This is a genomic window from Lachnoanaerobaculum sp. ICM7, from assembly GCF_000287675.1.
Taxonomy (GTDB): Bacteria; Bacillota; Clostridia; order Lachnospirales; family Lachnospiraceae; genus Lachnoanaerobaculum.
Genome location: NZ_ALJL01000036.1, coordinates 23,185 through 43,737, shown reverse-complemented (window position 1 = coordinate 43,737; position 20,553 = coordinate 23,185). Strand labels below are relative to the sequence as shown.

16 protein-coding genes are annotated in these 20,553 nt (G+C 37.7%); all 16 read right to left on the bottom strand.

Annotated elements, in window-relative coordinates; genetic code table 11:
* Positions 1–2: 2 nt before the first annotated feature.
* Positions 3–1,328 carry a chloride channel protein gene (locus HMPREF1140_RS11840; protein WP_009664115.1) on the bottom strand — a complete coding sequence of 442 codons (1,326 nt, stop codon included), beginning with the start codon at positions 1,326–1,328 and terminating at the stop codon, positions 3–5.
* On the bottom strand, positions 1,321–2,550 hold the full coding sequence (gene ilvA, locus HMPREF1140_RS11835) for a threonine ammonia-lyase (RefSeq protein WP_035620563.1): 1,230 nt from the start codon (positions 2,548–2,550) through the stop codon (positions 1,321–1,323). Before ilvA ends, HMPREF1140_RS11840 begins: the two co-directional genes overlap by 8 nt.
* A 44-nt stretch (positions 2,551–2,594) precedes the next feature.
* Positions 2,595–3,524, bottom strand: coding sequence for a signal recognition particle-docking protein FtsY (gene ftsY, locus HMPREF1140_RS11830; RefSeq protein WP_009664101.1), 930 nt, complete (start codon positions 3,522–3,524; stop codon positions 2,595–2,597).
* Between the two features lie 9 nt (positions 3,525–3,533).
* On the bottom strand, positions 3,534–7,091 hold the full coding sequence (smc, locus tag HMPREF1140_RS11825; protein ID WP_009664049.1) for a chromosome segregation protein SMC: 3,558 nt from the start codon (positions 7,089–7,091) through the stop codon (positions 3,534–3,536).
* Positions 7,082–7,780, bottom strand: a complete 699-nt coding sequence (rnc, locus tag HMPREF1140_RS11820) for a ribonuclease III (RefSeq protein ID WP_009664134.1) — start codon at positions 7,778–7,780, stop codon at positions 7,082–7,084. Before rnc ends, smc begins: the two co-directional genes overlap by 10 nt.
* Positions 7,781–8,071: 291 nt before the next feature.
* Positions 8,072–8,305 carry an acyl carrier protein gene (gene acpP / locus HMPREF1140_RS11815; RefSeq protein WP_007592858.1) on the bottom strand — a complete coding sequence of 78 codons (234 nt, stop codon included), beginning with the start codon at positions 8,303–8,305 and terminating at the stop codon, positions 8,072–8,074.
* 13 nt (positions 8,306–8,318) lie between these two features.
* Positions 8,319–9,311, bottom strand: coding sequence for a phosphate acyltransferase PlsX (plsX, locus tag HMPREF1140_RS11810; RefSeq protein WP_009664051.1), 993 nt, complete (start codon positions 9,309–9,311; stop codon positions 8,319–8,321).
* Positions 9,312–9,454: 143 nt separating this feature from the next.
* On the bottom strand, positions 9,455–9,703 hold the full coding sequence (locus tag HMPREF1140_RS11805) for a hypothetical protein (protein WP_009664194.1): 249 nt from the start codon (positions 9,701–9,703) through the stop codon (positions 9,455–9,457).
* Positions 9,684–10,706, bottom strand: a complete 1,023-nt coding sequence (cbiG, locus tag HMPREF1140_RS11800) for a cobalt-precorrin 5A hydrolase (RefSeq protein WP_009664095.1) — start codon at positions 10,704–10,706, stop codon at positions 9,684–9,686. The genes HMPREF1140_RS11805 and cbiG overlap by 20 nt, the downstream gene beginning before the upstream one ends.
* 5 nt (positions 10,707–10,711) lie before the next feature.
* Positions 10,712–11,557 (bottom strand): CPBP family intramembrane glutamic endopeptidase, encoded by an 846-nt coding sequence (locus HMPREF1140_RS11795; protein WP_009664205.1) that lies wholly within the window; start codon positions 11,555–11,557, stop codon positions 10,712–10,714.
* A gap of 74 nt (positions 11,558–11,631) precedes the next feature.
* The gene (rpsA, locus tag HMPREF1140_RS11790; protein ID WP_009664160.1) at positions 11,632–12,738 is read right to left on the bottom strand and encodes a 30S ribosomal protein S1; all 1,107 of its coding nucleotides are present in this window, start codon (positions 12,736–12,738) and stop codon (positions 11,632–11,634) included.
* Entirely contained in the window at positions 12,719–13,567 is an 849-nt protein-coding gene (gene ispH, locus HMPREF1140_RS11785) for a 4-hydroxy-3-methylbut-2-enyl diphosphate reductase (RefSeq protein ID WP_009664081.1), read from the bottom strand. The genes rpsA and ispH overlap by 20 nt, the downstream gene beginning before the upstream one ends.
* On the bottom strand, positions 13,564–14,229 hold the full coding sequence (gene cmk / locus HMPREF1140_RS11780; protein WP_009664138.1) for a (d)CMP kinase: 666 nt from the start codon (positions 14,227–14,229) through the stop codon (positions 13,564–13,566). The genes ispH and cmk overlap by 4 nt, the downstream gene beginning before the upstream one ends.
* Entirely contained in the window at positions 14,210–15,451 is a 1,242-nt protein-coding gene (locus tag HMPREF1140_RS11775) for an NAD(P)/FAD-dependent oxidoreductase (RefSeq protein WP_009664087.1), read from the bottom strand. Before HMPREF1140_RS11775 ends, cmk begins: the two co-directional genes overlap by 20 nt.
* A gap of 1 nt (position 15,452) precedes the next feature.
* Positions 15,453–16,772: an aspartate kinase gene (locus HMPREF1140_RS11770; RefSeq protein WP_009664161.1), complete on the bottom strand. Its 1,320-nt coding sequence runs from the start codon at positions 16,770–16,772 to the stop codon at positions 15,453–15,455.
* A 27-nt stretch (positions 16,773–16,799) separates the two neighbouring features.
* Entirely contained in the window at positions 16,800–20,534 is a 3,735-nt protein-coding gene (locus HMPREF1140_RS11765) for a phosphoribosylformylglycinamidine synthase (RefSeq protein ID WP_009664073.1), read from the bottom strand.
* Between the last annotated feature and the right edge of the window lie 19 nt (positions 20,535–20,553).

Sequence of the window (20,553 nt, the reverse complement as noted above, 5' to 3'; positions counted from 1 at the left end):
TCCTAACTGTTTTGTCTTTTCTTTCTGATACTTATTGCGTCTGAACCTACATATCTCGCTTCTGTTTTTGAGTATGCAAACTTTTGCGAACTGTATAGTCCGTAATAGCCTGATAAAACGAAACTGACTCCCACTACTATAGCATAATAATTAAGTCCAAGGCTACCGCAAAATTCTATTCCCATAAAAATCGAGGCTATCGGACAGTTGGTTACTCCGACAAAGCATGCAATCATTCCGCATACAGTACATAGCTCATAAGGAAGTCCGAATACCTTTGCAAAAGCACCTCCGAAGGTTGCTCCTATAACAAATGTCGGAACTATCTCTCCACCTTTAAAGCCTCCTCCAAGGGCTACCGCTGTAAAAAGTATTTTCATAAGAAATGCTTCATATCTCACATCTCCTTCCATACTTCTTTCTATCAGCCAGAATCCGCCTCCGTTATAATCTCTGCTTCCCGAGATTACAGTTAATATTATAAATAAAATTGATGCAACTACAATCCTAATATAATGATTTTTAAAATATTTTTTATAAAGATCCGCACTTTCATGCATCACTACAGAAAACAATATCGCCACCGTTGCGCTTAAAGCCGCAAGCAATATCATAAATAATACCATCTTAAGGCTCCACTCCGGTGTGTTTTGCAATATAAATTTCTCTTCGGGTGTATGTAAAAGTCCTGCAATATATACCGCAACATATGATGAAAGTATACATGGAATAAGTGCCGCATGATACATTACACCTACGCTGAATATTTCCATACTGAATATTGATGCTGTAATCGGTGTTCCGAAAAGTGCCGAAAAGCATGCCGCCATTCCGCACATTATTGCAATATTTATATCGGCCTTATCTGAAAATCTGCTCTGTCCAAGCTTTAATCTTCTTCCTATAAAACTTCCGATACTTCCGCCTATCTGCAATGCCGCACCTTCTCTTCCCGCACTTCCTGAAGTCAAATGTGTAAGAAATGATGATATATAAATAGCCGGTGCCATCTTTAAAGGCAGTCTTTCTCCTGAGGAGATAGAATCAATTACATAGTTGGTACCTCTCGGATTGTCGGCATGTATAAAATGATAAAGTGCCGCAATCAAAAGTCCCGCTATAGGCATAAGGTAAAGTGTATAGCTGTGACTTCTCCAGATTCTTGTCGCCAAATCTATGGCATGTCCGAAGCTTGACCCCGCAACACCGACAACTACGCCTATTATAACTGAAACTATCCCCCATTTTATGCAATAGATTATATTGGTTTTAAAATGAAATTTATCTAAAAATCCCCTGAAATCTACATTTACTTTTCCATCAAGCATTATAAGTTCCCTTACTCCTTACAAGTTTCGGTCTGTACCCCTCTTTATTCAATCTTTCAACTATCTGTTCCTTATGCTCCGTTCCGTAGGCTTCAATAGTGATTCTTAACTCTACTGCCGCATTTCTGTTTATACTTATAAACTGATTATGCTCAAGCTTTATAACATTTCCTCTCTCACTTGCCAAAAGGTCTGCTACCTTTGCAAGTTCACCCGGCTTATCAGGTAAGAGCACTGAAACGGTAAATATTCTGTCTCTTTCTATAAGTCCGTGTTGTATCAAAGATGCCATTGTTATAACGTCCATATTTCCGCCGCTTAATATAGCAACAATCTTTTTACCCTTTACATTCAGATGTTTCAGTGCGGCAACGGTAAGTAAACCTGAGTTTTCAACTATCATCTTGTGGTTTTCCACCATATCAAGGAATGAAACTATCAGCTCGTTGTCGTTTATTGTTATGATATCGTCTATATTTTCCTTAACATAGTTAAATAACTTATCTCCCGGTGTCTTTACTGCTGTACCGTCTGCAATTGTATTTGCAGATTCTAAAGTCACTATATGACCTTCTTTTATAGACGCTTTCATACATGCCGCATTTTCAGGCTCTACACCTATAACATGTATATTCGGATTCAGCATTTTGGCAAGAGTTGCAACTCCTGCACATAAGCCGCCTCCGCCTATCGGTACGAGTATATAGTCTACAGTAGGAAGTTCTTTGATTATTTCCATGGCAATGCTTCCCTGTCCTGTAGCCACTGTCAAGTCATTGAAAGGATGTATAAAGGTTGCTCCGCTCTCTTTAGCGTACTCCATAGCCTTTGCTGCAGCCTCATCAAATACGTCACCGTAAAGCTCCACATTTGCACCGTAGTTTTTGGTTCTGTTTATCTTTATAAGTGGTGTTGTGGTAGGCATAAACACAGTAGCCTTGATCCCTGCAAGTTTTGCGGCATATGCCACTCCCTGTGCATGATTACCTGCCGATGCCGTTACAATTCCTTTTTTCTTTTCTTCTTCAGATAAAGTCGATATCTTATAGTATGCTCCTCTTACCTTGTATGCTCCTGTATACTGCATATTTTCAGGCTTGAAAAACACTTTGTTTCCTGATTGCTCTGAAAAAAACTCACTGAAAACCAGCTTGGTTTCCGATGTAACTCTTTGTACCAGCTCGCTGGCTTCTTCAAATTTTTCTAATGTAAATTCCTTCATGATTGCCTCGATTCTATTTTGCATAATTTGTAACAGCTTTTTTATTACTCATTACTAAACAGTGCATCTACAAATTCCTGTGAATCGAACTTGTGTAAATCGTCTATTTTCTCCCCCACACCAATATACTTTACCGGAATTGAAAGCTCCGCCTGTATTGCTACAGCGATACCTCCTTTTGCGCTTCCGTCAAGTTTTGTCAGTATTATTCCTGTTATATTCGCGGCTTCATTAAATACCCTTGCCTGCTCAAGTGCATTTTGTCCTGTAGTACCGTCAAGTACCACCAATGTCTCTCTGTATGCATCCGGATATTCTCTCTCAATTATTTTATTTATCTTTTTCAGCTCTTCCATAAGATTTTTCTTATTGTGAAGTCTTCCTGCCGTATCGACTATCATTACATCGGTATTTCTTGCCACTGCGGCTTTGCAGGCGTCAAATACCACCGCTCCCGGGTCCGAACCTTCATTTTGAGCTATTATATCCACACCGGCTCTCTTTGTCCATTCCTCAAGCTGCTCTATTGCCGCAGCTCTGAAAGTATCCGCCGCTACCACAAGTACTTTTTTTCCGTCTTTTTTAAGTTGGCTTGCAAGCTTTCCGACAGATGTGGTCTTTCCTACACCGTTTACACCTATAACAAATACTACAGATTTTCTGTTTTCAAATTCATAAGCATTCTCACCCAAATCCATTCTTTGCTTTATAGTCTCAATAAGCACATCTTTACACTGTGAAGGTGAAGTCAGATGTTCTTCCTTTACTCTTTTTCTGAGTTCTTCTATGATATCTGTGGAAGCTCTGATACCGATATCACCCATAATAAGGGTCTCTTCAAGCTCCTCATAAAAGTCTTCATCTATTACATCATATCCAAGAAAGACATTTTCTATTCCGCTTACAACGGCATTCCTTGTCTTGGTAAGGCCTTCTACAAGCCTTGAAAAAAATCCTCTTTTCTTTTCTTCCATGTCAAACTCCTAATTATCCAATTCATTCTCTATAAGATTTACTGAAACAAGTGTTGAAACTCCTTTTTCCTGCATAGTAATTCCATAAAGTCTGTCCGAAGATACCATAGTACCACGCCTATGTGTAATTACTATGAATTGTGTATGATCTGTCAACTTATGCAAATACTTTGCAAATCTGTCTACATTTGAATCATCCAGAGCCGCCTCTATCTCGTCAAGAAGCGCAAAAGGTGAAGGTTTAAGATTTTGTATTGCAAAAAGAAGTGCAATAGCTGTGAGCGCCTTTTCTCCTCCTGAGAGCTGCATCATATTTTGAAGTTTCTTTCCGGGCGGCTGTGAAATAATTGCAATACCCGCTTCAAGCATATCATCCTGCTCTTCAAGTACCAACTTACCGCTACCACCGCCAAAGAGTTCCTTAAATACTTCATCAAATTCTTTGGCTATTTCTTCAAACTTTTCAGCGAACTGCTTTTTCATAGCAATATCAAGTTCTTCTATGATCTTTATCAAAGTCTCTTCAGCTTCCAGGATATCTGAATGCTGCTTTTTCATAAGCTCATATCTTCCTGAAACTTCATTATAATCTGAAATAGCATTTACATTTACATTTCCAAGAGCTTTGATTTTTGATCTGAGTTCCTGTATCTTTGCTCTGATATCATTTAAACTCATACCTGTATCGGTCTTTAGCTCCAAAGAAGAATTATATGTGAGTTCATATTCATTCCACATATAGTTTGTTCGCTCTGAAATTCTTTCTTCAGATTTTTCTATCTGACCTCGCAGCCTATAGATATCTCTGTCAAGAAGCGAAACTCTGTCACTGTAAATATCTCTGTTTTCAAATATCTTATTCTGTGACTTATTCTTTGTTTCCTTGATTTCACTAAGCTCTTCTTCTTTTTTCTTAAGTTCCTCTATTTTTTGAGCAAGTTCCTCTCTTGCCCTTTGCTCTTCTTCAATTCTCTGATTTTTTTCGGTTATGTTTCTTATGATATCTTCAGCCTTACCCTTCAGTCCTGATTTCTCGGCTATAAGAGCATCCATATCCGCTTTTGTTCTGTTTACATTCTCATCGCTGAATTCAAGTCTCTGCGATATATTTGCATATTCAAGCTTTGAAGAATTAAGTCTTTCAACCACAGTTTCTCTTTTGCTTCTATGGCTTTGGATTTCTTTTTCAATACTTTCAATATCTTTTCCGACTTTTCCAAAGTCCTCGCCCACATTAAGAAGTGTATTATCAAGTCTCTTAGTCTCATTTTCTATTTCTGTAAGTTCATTATCGATATTTTCAAAATCTGTCTGAACGGAAATAGATGAAGCCTTTAATTCATCAAGTTTCTCTATAAGACTGTTTCTTCTATGCGCTATATTATTTTTTTCAATAATAAGTTCCTGGTTCTGCACTCTGTTTTCTTCAAGTTTTGCATTTATAGAATTTCTCTCGGCCTTTAAGGCTTCCACCTTATCATTTGCCTCTGTATAATTTTTTAAAAGTTCCGTTATTTCGGCTTCAAGTTCGTCTATTTCACGCTTTCTGCCAAGCAAATTTCCTGCGCCTTTAAAAGCACCACCGCTTATAGAACCTCCGGGACTTAAAGACTCGCCGTCAAGTGTAACAACTCTGTACTCATATCTGAACTTCTTTTCAAATGCGATTGCATTGTCAATATTATCGATAACAACAATCTTTCCAAGCAGGCTTCCTACAAGGTTTACATAGGCACTGTCAAACTCCACAAGCTCCGATGCTATTCCTATAACACCTTTTTCTTTTAAAAATTCTTTATTTGAAAACGTTGAATTTCTCACTGAGGACAGCGGCAGGAATGTGGCTCTTCCGTATTTATTTTTCTTAATATAGTCAATAAGAATCTTTGCAGTGTTCTCCGAATCTGTAACTATATTCTGAATTCTTCCTCCAAGAGCCGTTTCTATAGCAATCTCATACTTTTGTGACGCCTTGATAATATCGGCAACAACTCCATGAATGCCGCCGATTCTGTCTCTGGTCTCCATAATCTTTTTTATGGAATTTCCATAGCCTTCATATCTTTCAGCAATATTTTTCATCGAAGTAAGTCTTGCGGATTCTCTTTGGTATTTAATCTGCAAGTCCGATGCCACCTTTGCAAATCTTGTTATCTCCGTATGAATTGCTTCATTTTTATTTTCAAGTTCTTTTTTTGCCGCATTGACTGTATCTATAGAAGCATTTATCTCTGAAAGATTTTTATCCTCTTCTTCAATCTTTATCTCTAAAGTATTTTGGCCTGTTTTACTCTCCAAAAGTCTCTGTGTCATTTGAGATTTTCTAAGTCTAACCTGCTCAAGGATACCTTTATACCTTTCCTTCTTTGCTCTAAGATCGGCATTCTTTGAGTTGAACTCTTCTGAAGCATTTTTTAAATCTTCAAGTCTTTTTGTGAGTTCATTGATATTCTTATCAATATTTTCAAGTTCTTCAAAAACACTGTTTTCTTTTTCATGTGCTTCATTTAAAAGCCTTTGTAAAGAGTTCTTTTCCTCTTCAAGTTTATCAAGTTCTTTTTGCTTTTTTTCTATATCACTGTCTATATTTTCGCCTCTTGATGCAAGATTTTCATTATTCCTGTTTTCGGAATTTATCTGCTCCTTTAAGATTTCAATATGTGAAGTGATTTCCTGCAATGTAATACTTGTAGCGCTTCTTGTATTTCTTAATTCATCCAGCTCTTCATCTATCTTTTTTAAATCTGCAGTGATATTTTCATAGTCCTGCTTCGATCTTTCAAGTGAAGCTTTGGCATCGTTTAAATCATCTGAAAGAAGTTTTTCTCTCTTCTTATATTCATTCAGATTCTGAGTTATGCTGTCATACTCCATTATGTAGCTGTTTACGTCAAAGGTTTTCAGTTCTTCACGCAATGCTAAAAACTCTTTGGCAACCTTTGCCTGTCTTTCAAGAGGACCTACCTGTTTTTCAAGCTCTGTAAGAATGTCGTTTACTCTCACAAGACTTTCTCTCTCAGACTCCAGTTTTTTTAGAGCCAGACCTTTTCTTCTTTTAAACTTTGTGATACCTGCCGCCTCGTCAAAAAGTTCTCTTCTTTCTTCAGGCTTTCCGTTGAGTATCTTATCTACCTGTCCCTGTCCTATAATGGAATATCCGTCCTTGCCTATACCTGTATCAAAGAATAGCTCACTGATATCCTTTAACCTGCAGGCGGAACCGTTTATCATATACTCACTTTCTCCGGATCTGAAAAGCCTTCTTGAAACCGTAACTTCTTCAAAGTCGATATCAAGCTTATGATCGGAATTATCTAAAGTTATGGCAACATAGGCAAATCCAAGCGGTTTTCTAAGCTCGGTACCTGCAAATATGACATCCTGCATATTTCCGCCTCTGAGCTGCTTTGCACTCTGTTCACCAAGTACCCATCTTACCGCATCCGAAACATTACTTTTTCCTGAGCCGTTCGGGCCTACAATACCGGTTATTCCATTGTGAAAATCAAATACAATTTTATTTGCAAAGGATTTGAATCCTTGAATTTCAATACGTTTTAAATACATCCTTCAATTTTCCCCAATTTTTTTAGTGCTTCATAGGCTGCCGCCTGCTCCGCCGACTTTTTGCTTACACCTTCTCCCATTCCTATTGTTTTACCGTCAATTTTTACCGCAACTACGAATTTTTTCAAATGATCTGGCCCCTCTTCAGATATCGGGGTATACTCTACAGATTTTGAGTCCTGTGATTGAATCACTTCCTGTAATATAGTCTTGCTATCATAAAAGAAGACTTTATTTTCGTATTCATTCAGAATGAATTTTAAAATCACCTCTTTTGCATTAGCAAAACCACCATCTAAATAGATGCTGCCGATGAGTGCCTCAAATGCATCACTTATAATGCTCGGCCTCATCCTTCCGCCTGTATGTTCCTCGCCTTTTCCAAGCTTTAAAAACTTACTGAGTTTTATATTTTTGGCACAGTCCGCCAAAGCCGCTTCACAGACAAAACCGGCTCTTATTTTTGTAAGCTCACCCTCAGGTTTATCAGGGTAGACTCCATAGAAAAATTCACTGCTTACAAGTTCCAAAACGGCATCTCCCAAAAACTCAAGTCTTTCATTTGATCCGTTTTTCCCCAGCTGATGCTCATTTGCATATGAACTGTGTGTAAGCGCCTGGTTCAAAAGCTCTTTATTCTTATACTCATATCCTAATAATTCCTGTAATTCATTTAAATTATTATTCATACAAACCCTCTACTATTTCTAATTTTACAAAAGAGGCTATTATCATTAGATTAAATATTATGCTTCTTATTTTACAATCCTTGTAGCGTTTAACACTTTCGCAAAGCGAGACAGTATTCAGCAGTCGAGGACCTGTTTGAGTGCAGTTCGCTGCTCTTCAAGCGAACAAACGAGTTCCGCAGACTGCGTAAAATCCTGCGAAGCTTTAAGAAAGTGTTGCGATTAGGATTGTAAAATATAAGCGATAATAAATCATAATGGTTAATAGCCTCATTATCTTTCATCAAGGAGTCAGTTGCCGGTTGCCTTCTTTATTTCTTCTACCGCATCATTTACAGTATGAATATTCTCTGCAACTTCCTGAGGTATCTCAAGCTCAAATTCTTCTTCAATTCCTGTGATAATCTCAAACAGGTCAAGTGAATCAGCTCCCAAATCGTCTACAAAAGCTGAATTAAGCTCAATTGTACTCTCATCAATATTTAAAACCTCAGCAATAATTTTCTTTAATTTCTCAAACTCCATTTTTTTCTCCATTCTAATTCTTTGTCATTTTTTCTCTTATAATATCACTCAAAGCTTCTTCTTTAAAGCTCTTGCATTGTAAAATTGAATTACAAATTTCATTTGCCTTTGAATTACCATGTGCTTTTACCACGAGGCCGTTTAAACCAAGAAGTGGCGCTCCGCCGTATTCACTCGCATCAAAAGACTTTAATGTCTCTTTTAATGATGATTTTATCATCATTGCACCTATCTTTGTAAAGACATTTTTCATCAAAGCACCTTTTATCTTGCCTAACAGTGTAGAACCCAAGCCTTCATAAAGCTTTAGTATAACATTACCCACAAATGCTTCACAAACTATAATATCGGCACCGCCCTTAGGTATCTCTCTTGACTCTACGCTGCCGATGAAGTTGATATCATCACACTCTTTCAAAAGCGGCATGGTCTCTTTTACTAGAGCATTTCCTTTTTCTTCCTCGGCACCTATATTTACAATGCCGACTCTCGGATTTTTTATACCTATTACTTTTTCCATATACAATGAACCTATTCTGGCAAACTGAACCAGATGTTCAGCCCTTGCATCTACATTTGCACCGCAGTCTATAAGCAAAGACACACCTTTTTCTGTAGGAATAAGTGGCGCCAATGCAGGTCTAAGTATTCCCTTAATCCTGCCTACTATAAGCTGTCCACCTACAAGAACGGCTCCTGTGCTTCCGGCACTTACAAAGCCGTCCGCCTTACCTTCCTTTACAAGGTTCATTCCCACCACTATCGATGAATCTTTCTTTGCTCTGATAGCCGCTACAGGTGCTTCCTCATTTGTTATTACCTCTGTTGCGTAAACCGCACTACATCTGTCCTTATACTCTTCAGTTATCTTCCCCTCTAAAACCTCCTTCTTACCGACTAAAATAACATTAATGTCTTTATCTTTCTTTAAGGCATCAAACGCCCCTTTTATTATTTCTTCGGGTGAATAATCTCCACCCATTGCATCTAATGCAACTGTAACCATAACACACCTCGAAAGTAAGTTTTACTTTGATACCATTGTATCATATATGAATAGAAAAATATTCGCAATATGAAATTGTTAATATCAAAAATATTTTTGTTATATTTGGTATAACCTGTACTTATAGTCTAATAATTTGTCCGTCAAATCTTTAACGCCGCAAACTCCTTATCACGAAAAAGATATACCGCCTTTGCACCGGATAGTTTCTTTCTGACGGTTCTCCCCTTTTCTTCCAAAGCTTCTCCCTCTTTGCCGAGAGGTGTAATTACCCTGTTGTCTTCTATGATACATTCCACATCATCATGATAGATATTCTGCAAATATAATTTGTAATAATTTATTTTTTCAAAATCATTTTCATTTTTTTTATCAACTATCAGATATACCATATAAACCCCGTCCTATAGCAAGAGTTATTCCGTCTTTTGCCGTCTTTCCCATTATCAGATTATTGCACTGTATAAGAACCGATCTTTCACATACATTCCCTACACCTACAGTCTGTTTTACAAACTCAGACTCATTAAATTCTCCTTCAACTCCGTTTAATTCATCCTTTGAAAAAGTATTAAAGGGAACCGAGAGTCTATCGGCAAGTTCTTTGATTGCATTTTCATCTTTCTTTATATCAATACTTCCTACAGCTTTTACAGCTCTTATATCAATGCCTTCTTCTTTGAGTACTTCATTTACAAAATCCCACATTTTTCGTGAATCCGTATTTTTTTTACATCCTACGCCAAGATATATATCCTTTGGTATAAGCGCCAGTACATTTTCATCATAAACTCTGTCGGTAATCCTTATTCTAAGCTCACAGTCCTCATTTAAAGGATTCAATTTCTTTTTGATATCCTTCACATTTATACCGTCAATATCACTGTCAATATCCACTGCTTTTTTATCAAGCAATGCGGCACTCACATCCTTTGCAAGTTTTCTTGATGAGATTATTAAATTATGCTTTTTTGCAAATACATCTACCGCAAATGCTCCGTTAATATCAGTGGCTGTAGTAATAATAGGAGTGGCACCAAGTGCCCCTCCTATATATTCCGCCAATTCATTGGCACCACCCATATGTCCTGAGAGCAGAGATATCACATATCTGCCAAGCTCATCTATAACAAGCACCGCAGGATCGCTAAATTTATCTTTTATATATGGTGCAATACTTCTTATCGCAATTCCTGTGGCGCCGACAAAAATAATTGCATCATCATTAAAATGCTCCTTTACGGTTTCTTTCAAATCTGTAAAAACTCTCATTCTACTGTCTGTAAGATACTTTTGCATTGTATATGAGGAAATATTATTATTCTTTAATATATCCATCAATCTGATATTTATATCTTTACCATTTTTTGTAAATGAAAAAACAGTTATATTCATTTCTTTTATAATCCGTATGTATATGTTTCGGTTTCGGTATCTCTGCTTTCAGGTTTCTTTAAGCAGAAAATAACAAGCAAAATAACAGCCGGAATAACCATTGCATATGATATATGGTTTATAGCCGTATTTACCAAATCTGTGTCAAGAGCGGAAGGTAGATTTCCGATTGTATTGTTTACCATATGTATAAAAATTGTGTAGAAAATATTTCTGGTCTTATAATAAATAAGTCCCATAATGCAGCCCATTATCGCCGTATATACGCTCTGAACAAAGATCATATGCCAGATACCGAATAATACTCCCGATACAATTATTGCAAACCACGGACTCTTTGTTATTCTCTCAAGAGAATTGAAGATAAGAAGTCTAAAAAGTATCTCTTCAACTATAGGTCCTATAATTGATATTGAAAGCAATGACCAGATATATGCTCCCGACTCAAGATCGTCATATACTCCTGAAAAATATTCTACATTTTTAGCTATAAAAGGTATGGATACCAAAAATCTGTCGACAATTTCAAACCAAAGACCTGCTATTCCATAGAATGCAAATCCCATTACAATACAGAAAATAAATCCTTTTACAAATCCGAGCTTAATTCCTTTTTCATGCTTTTTTACTATAAAAACAGCCAATATCAGGTAGATAACAATAAGCACCACAGATATCAATGTATCCACAAACGCATTTATACTCGGCAAAAGTACATCAGGTACTATCATGTATTTTACATCCAGATAATTAAATCCTCTGAATATGACATCACTCAGCCACTCGTAACTAAGGTATAAAAGTGCAACCACAATGCACCAAAACACTATATTTCTATAATTTCTCTTCATATAACTCCTTCTTTTTTCAGTTAAAAAGGTCGCAGATGAAAACACCTACGACCTTGTATTAACTAAAGTATTTATTATTCTTCATCAGACTCTGAATTTCTTGCGTTCTCTTTCTCAAGCTCTTCATTTGCCTGTGTCAAAGCCTTGATACTTAATGAAATTTTCTTGTCTGCCTCGTTGAACTCAACGATAACAGCCTCAACCTCATCTCCTACCTTAAGCACATCTGAAGGTTTTTCAACATGGTCGTGTGAAATCTGAGATACGTGCAACAATGCATCAACACCGTTTGAAATCTCAACGAATGCTCCGAAATCTGTCATTCTTGCAACTTTACCCTTAACAACATTACCACGTGCGAACTTCTCTTCAGCGTCAAGCCATGGATTCTGATCAGGGAACTTCATTGAAAGTGCAATCTTCTCTCCTGAGATATCCTTAATGAAGGCTGTAACGGTATCACCTGACTTAAATACCTTCTTAGGATTCTCTACTCTACCCCAGCTCATCTCTGAGATATGTAAAAGACCGTCTGCACCACCAAGGTCAACGAATGCTCCGAAATCTGTAACATTCTTTACTGTACCTTCAATTACATCACCCGGTGTTATCTTCTCAAATAAAGCCTTCTTCTGCTCCTCTTTCTTAGCTACAAGAAGCTGCTTTCTGTCACCGATGATTCTTCTTCTCTTAGGATTGAACTCTGTAATAACGAACTCAATCTCTGTATCCTTATATTTAGATAAATCTCTTTCAAATGTATCTGATACAAGTGATGCAGGTATAAATACTCTTGCATCCTCTACCACTACACTGAGACCACCCTCAACTACCTGTACAACTTTTCCTGTAAGAACCTCGTGGTTGTTGAAAGCATCCTCAAGCTTCTTATTACCTCTATCCTGAGCCAATCTCTTGTATGAAAGGAGAACCTGACCTTCTCCGTCATTTATCTTTAAGACTTTTGCTTCCATGTCATCACCGACATTTACAACTGTTCTTAAATCTAAACCGTTGTCATTACTATATTCACTTCTTGTGATGATACCATCTGACTTAAATCCGACATTAAGAATGATCTGATCTTCCTTAACATCAATTACCTTACCGTTGACAACTTCTCCCGTGTGTAGAGTCTTGAATGACTCATCTAACATTTGTTCAAAACTTAGATCTGACAATATTTTGAACCTCCTCAATGATATGTTTTGGGGTTGACGCCCCTGCCGTAATACCTACACTATCCACAGAAAGTAAAGCACCATAATCTAGGTCTTCAAGAGTTTGAATAAAAACTGTATTCTTACATTCTTCCTGACATATTTCCACAAGCTTGCCTGTATTGGAGCTTTTTTTGTCTCCGATAACTATCATGGCATCCACATTTGATGCTATTTTTTTTGCCTCAGCTTGTCTTTCCTGTGTTGCATTGCAAATCGTATTAAAACATCTTACATCATAACCCAAAATCGATATTTTATCAATGATTTCTTGGAATTTTTTATGATTAAATGTCGTTTGAGCTACAATTATAATTTCTTCATCTTTTTTTAATTCCAAATTTATAAATTGTTCGATGTTTTCAACAGCATAGGTATTTTCATCTCCCCAGCCTCTTATTCCCATTACCTCAGGATGCTCGGGATTTCCGATTATTACCACAGTTTTTCCTTTTCCGCTTTGTACTGAAACTATGGCATGAATTTTTTTTACAAACGGACAGGTGGCATCTACCACTCTATGTCCGCTTCTTTTTACAAAATTAAATATCTCTCTGCTTACCCCATGTGAGCGTATGATTACAGTGCCCTTTGGCAGTGAAGCCAAATCTTCTATCTTCACAGCCTCCACACCTCTTTTTTTCATATCTTTCACAACTTCTTCATTGTGAATTATGGGTCCCAGAGTATAGACTATATCATTGCCCTTTTTTGCTTCTTCATATACGGTGTTTACCGCTTTCTCAACTCCAAAGCAAAAACCGGCACTTTTTGCTAATTCGACTTTCATCTTTCCTCTTTTACCATTGACAGTATCTTTGATACCACCTCTTCAAGTGTCATATCGGATGAATCCAGATAATAAGCATCATCAGCCTGCTTTAGAGGTGATATTTCCCTGTTCATATCGGCTTCATCTCTTTTTATTATCTCATCCTCTATCTCATTTATATCCAAATCCGTATATCCCTTTTCTAAAAGCTCCAGATATCTTCTTTTAGCTCTGACTTTTGAACTTGCACTTAAATAAATCTTTAAATCGGCATTTGGAAGTACCACGGTACCTATATCTCTGCCGTCCATCACCACGTTTTCTTTTTGTGCCAGTTTTCTTTGAAGTGCCACAAGCTTTTCTCTTACACTGCCGATGGCACTGAATTTACTTGCCAGTTTACCTATCTCTTCAAGTCTCAGCTTACCTGTGACATCTTCTCCGTTTAGGATAACTTTCTGTGCACCGTCTTCGTACTTTATACTTATCTCAAGCTTTTCAAGCAAAGATTCGATTCTGCTGTCCGTGCCGTCCGAAACATTATTCTCCACGAAGAAAAGTGCTACAGCTCTGTACATTGCACCTGTATCTATATAAATATAACCAAGTCTTTTACTTAAAGCCTTTGCTATACTCGACTTGCCCGCTCCCGCAGGTCCGTCAATCGCTATACTGCTCATTTCCTGCTCCTTCTCCTGCCGCATATCCCGTTGACCATGCTATCTGAAGATTATAACCGCCTGTGAATGCATCCAAATCAAGCACCTCACCTGCAAAGAACAATCCTTTTATTTTCTTCGATTCCATAGTCTTCGGATTTATTTGTGAAACTTCAACTCCACCCTTTGTTATTATAGCCTCATTAAAGCCTCTTGTAGAGCTTATCACATATTCCAGATTTTTTGTAGCATGAACAAGACTATGTCTTTCCTCTTTTGTAAGTAAATTCACCTTTTTATCGGGATCGAGTTTGCTTTGAAATATGACCTCATCTATCAGCTTTGCGGGAAAGAGCTTATTTAGAGAGTTTTTCAAAGCTTTATTCTTTTGCTCCGTAAAATCTCGTAAAATTCTTTCATCAAGCTTTTCCTCATCCAGAGCCGGTTTTAGATCGATACTTAGTCTATAACCTTTTATATTTTTGTTTCCGATAACTGCAGATGCGGATATTATTACAGGTCCGCTCACTCCAAAATGTGTGAAAAGCATTTCACCGAATTCATCATATACAAGTTTTTTGTCATTGTAGATATAAGCATGAATATTCTTTAAGGAAAGTCCCTGCAATGCTTTTATTCTCTCCCCCTCTATATTAAAAGGTACTAAAGAAGGATATAGTTTACTTACGCTTAAGCCTGCCTCTTTTGCAAATCTGTATCCGTCACCGTCTGAACCTGTGGCCTGATAGGACATTCCTCCTGTAGCCACTATTACGGCATCAGCCATAATTTTATTTTTACCGATTGTCACACCTATGCATCTGTCATTTTCTATTATAAGCTCATCCACTTTTATATTAAGTCTTATATCCACATGCAGATCTCTTATGGCATTTTCAAGCGACTTTATTATGTCTGAGGAATGATCGCTGACAGGAAATACTCTGTTTCCTCTTTCAATCTTAAGCTTCGTCCCGTTGTTCTCCACAAGATTCATAATGTCTTCATTTGTGAAATTTTTAAATGCACTGAATAAAAATCTTTTATTACTTACAACATTTTCCATCACTGTATTCATGTCTGAGGCATTTGTAAGATTACATCTGCCCTTGCCTGTAATAAATATCTTTTTACCGAGTTTTTCGTTTTTTTCCAGCAGTATTACCTGCTTTGATGTTAAAGCAGCGGAGTATGCTGCTATCATTCCTGCCGCACCTCCGCCTATTATTATTACTTTTGCCATTTTAAGATACCGATTTTACAAACATATCATATATAGCCTTTATAGTTGTTTCAAAGTCGTTTTCCTTAACGCCTACAATGATATTAAGCTCTGATGAACCCTGATCTATCATCTTTACATTGACTCTGGCATGCGCAAGTGCCGCAAATATTCTTCCTGCAGTACCTCTGTTTGCCTTCATACCTCTTCCAACTACAGCTATAAGTGCAAGTCCCGATTCCATTTCTACAGTATCCGGACCTACGGCTCTATGTATACCTGAAACTATCTGCTGCTCATGCTCTTCAAACTCGGACTGATGTACAAGTACGGTCATAGTGTCGATACCTGAAGGCATATGCTCTATAGATATATTGTTCTGTGCAAAAACATCCAATACTTTTGCGCAGAAGCCTACCTCCGAGTTCATCATTGCCTTATCTACATTTATGGCACAGAATCCCTTCTTTCCGGCGATACCTGTTATAGTAAACTTTGCACTCTTACAAGTGCTCTCTACTATCATTGTACCCTTATCTTCCGGCTTGTTGGTATTTCTGATATTGATAGGAATACCCTCTTTTCTTACAGGGAAGATTGCATCCTCATGAAGTACTGAGGCACCCATATATGCGAGCTCTCTAAGCTCCTTATATGTTATCGACTCTATAGTCTCAGGATTTGGAATAATTCTCGGGTCAGCCACCAAAAAGCCTGATACATCTGTCCAGTTCTCATACAAATCGGCCTTTATTCCTCTTGCGATTATAGAACCTGTTATATCTGAACCGCCTCTTGAAAATGTTCTGATTTTTCCTGAATGATCGCTGCCGTAAAATCCCGGAATTACCGCTCTTTGAACTTTCTCAAGTCTCTCGGAAACTTCCTTGTTTGTAGCCTCGGCATCAAATGTACCGTCTTCAAAGAAGAAAATCATCTCCGCAGGATCTATAAAATCAACTCCAAGATATTTTGCCATTATAATACCGTTTAAATATTCACCTCTTGAAGCGGCATACTCTCTTCCGGCTTTATTTAAAAACTGTTCTTCTATCTTTGCAAACTCATGATCAAGATTCAAATCAAGCGAAAGTCCGTCTATAATCTCTTCATATCTTGCTTTGATCTTTTCAAACTTTTTCTTATATGAACCGCCTTCTACAGCCGCATCATATGTCTCATATAAAAGGTCTGTTACCTTCTCATCCTTGGAATTTCTTTTTCCCGGTGCGGACGGAACAACAAATCTTCTTGATTTATCAGCCTTTATGATATCTCCCACTTTTTTAAATTGATGTGCACTGGCCAGTGAGCTGCCTCCAAATTTTACTACTTTTATCATTATCTTCTCCAAACCTTTTTATCTGATTTATCTGAAATATTTTACACCAGATTCAAAGATTTGCAAGTCCTGTTTTTCAAAAACATTTATAGCAACACCGTTTTCTCTTCTTTCGGAGTGTGCCATCTTACCGAAAATCCTTCCGTCCGGACTTGTAATTCCCTCTATGGCTGCATAAGAGCCGTTCGGATTGTACTCACCGCACATGGTAGGATTTCCGTTTAAATCCACATATCTTGTAGCTACCTGTCCGTTTTTAAACAACTCATCAATTATTTCTTTCGGAGCCACAAATCTTCCTTCTCCATGTGAAACCGGATTTGCATAAACATCTCCAAGATTTGCATTCATAAGCCATGGTGATTTATTACTTACCACCTTAAGATATGCCATTTTGGAAATATGTCTGCCGATAGTATTTCTAGCCAAAGTTGCTGAAAACTCTTCCTGTGCTTTTATTTTTCCGTCAGGCAAAAGTCCAAGCTTTATAAGTGTCTGAAAACCGTTACAAATTCCAAGTATCAGACCGTCTCGCAAAAGCAAATCTTCAATTTCTTTTTTCAAAACTTCATTTCTGAACACTGTAGCAAAAAACTTTGCGGAACCGTCAGGCTCATCACCTGCAGAAAATCCTCCCGGGAACATTATTATCTGTGAATTTCTTATTTCATTTTTATAATGCTCAACAGATTCCTTTATAGCTAAAGGTGAACTGTTTCTAAATACAAATGCCTCAGCACTTGCACCGGCTCTTCTAAACGCTCTTATAGAATCATACTCGCAGTTGGTTCCCGGCATAACCGGAATGAATACTCTTGGTAGAGCATTTTTTTCTTTTGCAATATAAATGCTCTCAGCTTGGTATAATTTATCTTCAAGCTCCTCTTTATTCTCAGGCTCTTCTACTGACGGGAATACACTCTCAAGAGGTTTTTTCCAGTTTTCTAATATCTTATCAAGTGAAATCTCTTCTGAATTTACTATAATCTTCGGCTCTTCAATTACCTCTCCAAGATAGCTTGCTCCTTCAAAATCAAGTTCCGACTCGGATTCCAGCAAAAAGCCTCCAAACTCCGGACTAAACAAAATCTCTTCATCCGCTTTAAGGCTTACACCCAACATATTTCCGAAGCACATCTTTGAAACAGCCTCAGCTATTCCGTTTCTCTCCAAAACAAATGCACTTACTATTTTTTTATTTGTTATCTCTGTTTGAATATCACAGTAAATTTTCTTTAAATATTCAAAATCGGGAAGATCGTATTTATCTCTCTTTAATTTTACGAAGTAGAGCTTATTTCCGGAATTTTTCAGCTCTGTTGATATAATATTTTTATTATCACCTACCGCCACTGCAAAAGAAACCAAGGTAGGAGGTACATTTATATCATTAAATGAACCCGACATCGAGTCCTTACCGCCTATGGACGCAAGTCCAAGCTTCATCTGTGCTTCATAAGCTCCAAGAAGTGCCGAGATCGGTTCTCCCCAGGTAGAGCTGTCAGTCATTCTTCTAAAGTATTCCTGGAAAGTAAAATGTACTTTTTTATAATCTCCGCCTGCCGCTACAATTTTACTTAAAGAGCCGACTATAGCATACATTGCACCATGATATGGGCTCCAGCTTGACAGATACGGGTCAAATCCATAGCTCATGATGGTAACCGCATCACTTTCTTCATTCAAGAGCGGCAACTTGGCTACCATACTTTGAGTCTCTGAAAGCTGATATTTTCCACCATATGGCATGAGTACACTCTTTGCTCCTATACTTGAGTCAAACATCTCAACAAGTCCCTTTTGTGAAGCTACATTCAAATCAGACACTGTTTCCAGCCATCTTTTTTCTATGTTTTTTTCTGTATTATTGTATTCAAAAGGATTTTTTTCTTCATTTGGTGCTTTCACATAAACATCTGTTGTGGAGGTGGCACCGTTTGTATCAAGAAATGCTCTTGATAAATCGACTATAGTTTTGCCTCTCCATGTCATTTGCAGCCTTTTTTCTTCCAAAACCTTTGCTACAATACTTGTTTCAAGATTTTCTTCCTCTGCATATTTGCAAAATTCCTCTACCGATTCAGGTGAGAGCACCACAGCCATTCTCTCCTGTGATTCAGAGATTGCAATCTCTGTACCGTCAAGTCCCGCATATTTTTTAGGCACTTTATCAAGATCAATAATAAGTCCGTCTGCAAGTTCTCCTATTGCTACAGACACTCCGCCTGCACCGAAGTCGTTACATTTCTTTATAAGTATTGTCACCTCAGGTCTTTTAAAGAGTCTTTGTATCTTTCTCTCTGTAGGTGCATTACCTTTTTGTACCTCTGCACCTGCAGTCATTATAGAATCGGTCTTATGAACTTTGCTTGAACCTGTAGCACCTCCTATGCCGTCTCTTCCTGTTCTACCGCCAAGAAGTACTATGATATCACCCGGATCCGGAGTTTTTCTTATAACATTTGCTCTCTTTGCGGCTCCCATTACCGCTCCGATCTCCATTCTCTTTGCAACATAGTTTGGATGGTAAACTTCTTTTACATAGCCAGTAGCCAGACCTATCTGATTGCCATATGATGAATATCCGTGTGCGGCTCCTGTTACTATCTTTCTTTGCGGAAGTTTACCCTGCATTGTCTTTTCAATAGGCAGTGTAGGATCTGCGGCACCTGTAATTCTCATGGCCTGATAAACATAAGTTCTTCCTGAAAGCGGATCTCTTATAGCACCTCCAAGGCAGGTTGCCGCACCACCGAACGGCTCTATCTCCGTAGGATGGTTATGCGTTTCATTCTTAAAATTGATAAGCCACTCCTCTATTCTGCCGTCAATAACTATCGGCACTACGATTGAGCAGGCGTTTATCTCATCACTTTCCTCAACATCGGTAAGAATCTTGTCGGCCTTAAGCTTCTTCATAGCCAAAAGTGCAATATCCATCAAGCAGATTTTTTTATCTTTTTTGTCCTTATAAAGGACCTTTCTGTCATTTAAATATCTTTCATATGATTCTTTTACAGGAACGCCAAAAAATCCCTCCTCAAAGCTTACGTCTTTTAGCTGAGTTGAAAAAGTGGTATGTCTACAGTGGTCGGACCAATATGTATCCAGTACTCTTATCTCAGTGACAGAGGGATTTCTGTTTTCATCATTTTTTAAATAGTCTTGTATAAATTTAAAGTCATCAAATGCCATAGCCAAAGAAAGACTCTCATAGCAATCTTTCAAGGCATTTTCATCCATAGTTATAAAGCCTTCTATAGACTCCACATCATTAGGCATTTCAAAGTCTGTTTTTAAAGTTTCGGGTATAGACTCATCGGCAATCCTTGAGTCTACAGGATTTATACAGTAATTTCTTATACTCTCCTTGTCGGTTTCACTAAACTGTCCTGAGAAAATATAAGTTGTTGCGGAACAGATATTTATATCATCTTCACTTCCAAGCAGCTTCACACATTGTATGGCGGAATCAGCCCTTTGATCAAACTGTCCCGGCAAATACTCTACGGTAAAGTAAAAGTCACTTTCAAGATGTGGAAACTTACTCTCATAACAGATATCAAGCGGTGGCTCACAAAATATAGTACCCAGACTTTTTTGATAGTCTTCATACGATATATTTTCAATATCGTACCTGACCAAAACCCTTACATTATCAAGGTTTTTCAAGCCCAAATAGCTCCTAAGCTCACCCGAAAGTTCCTTTGCTCTGATAGCAAAATCCGGCTTTTTTTCTACATAAATCCTTCTAACGCCCATCTTCTTTCCTCCTCGGAAA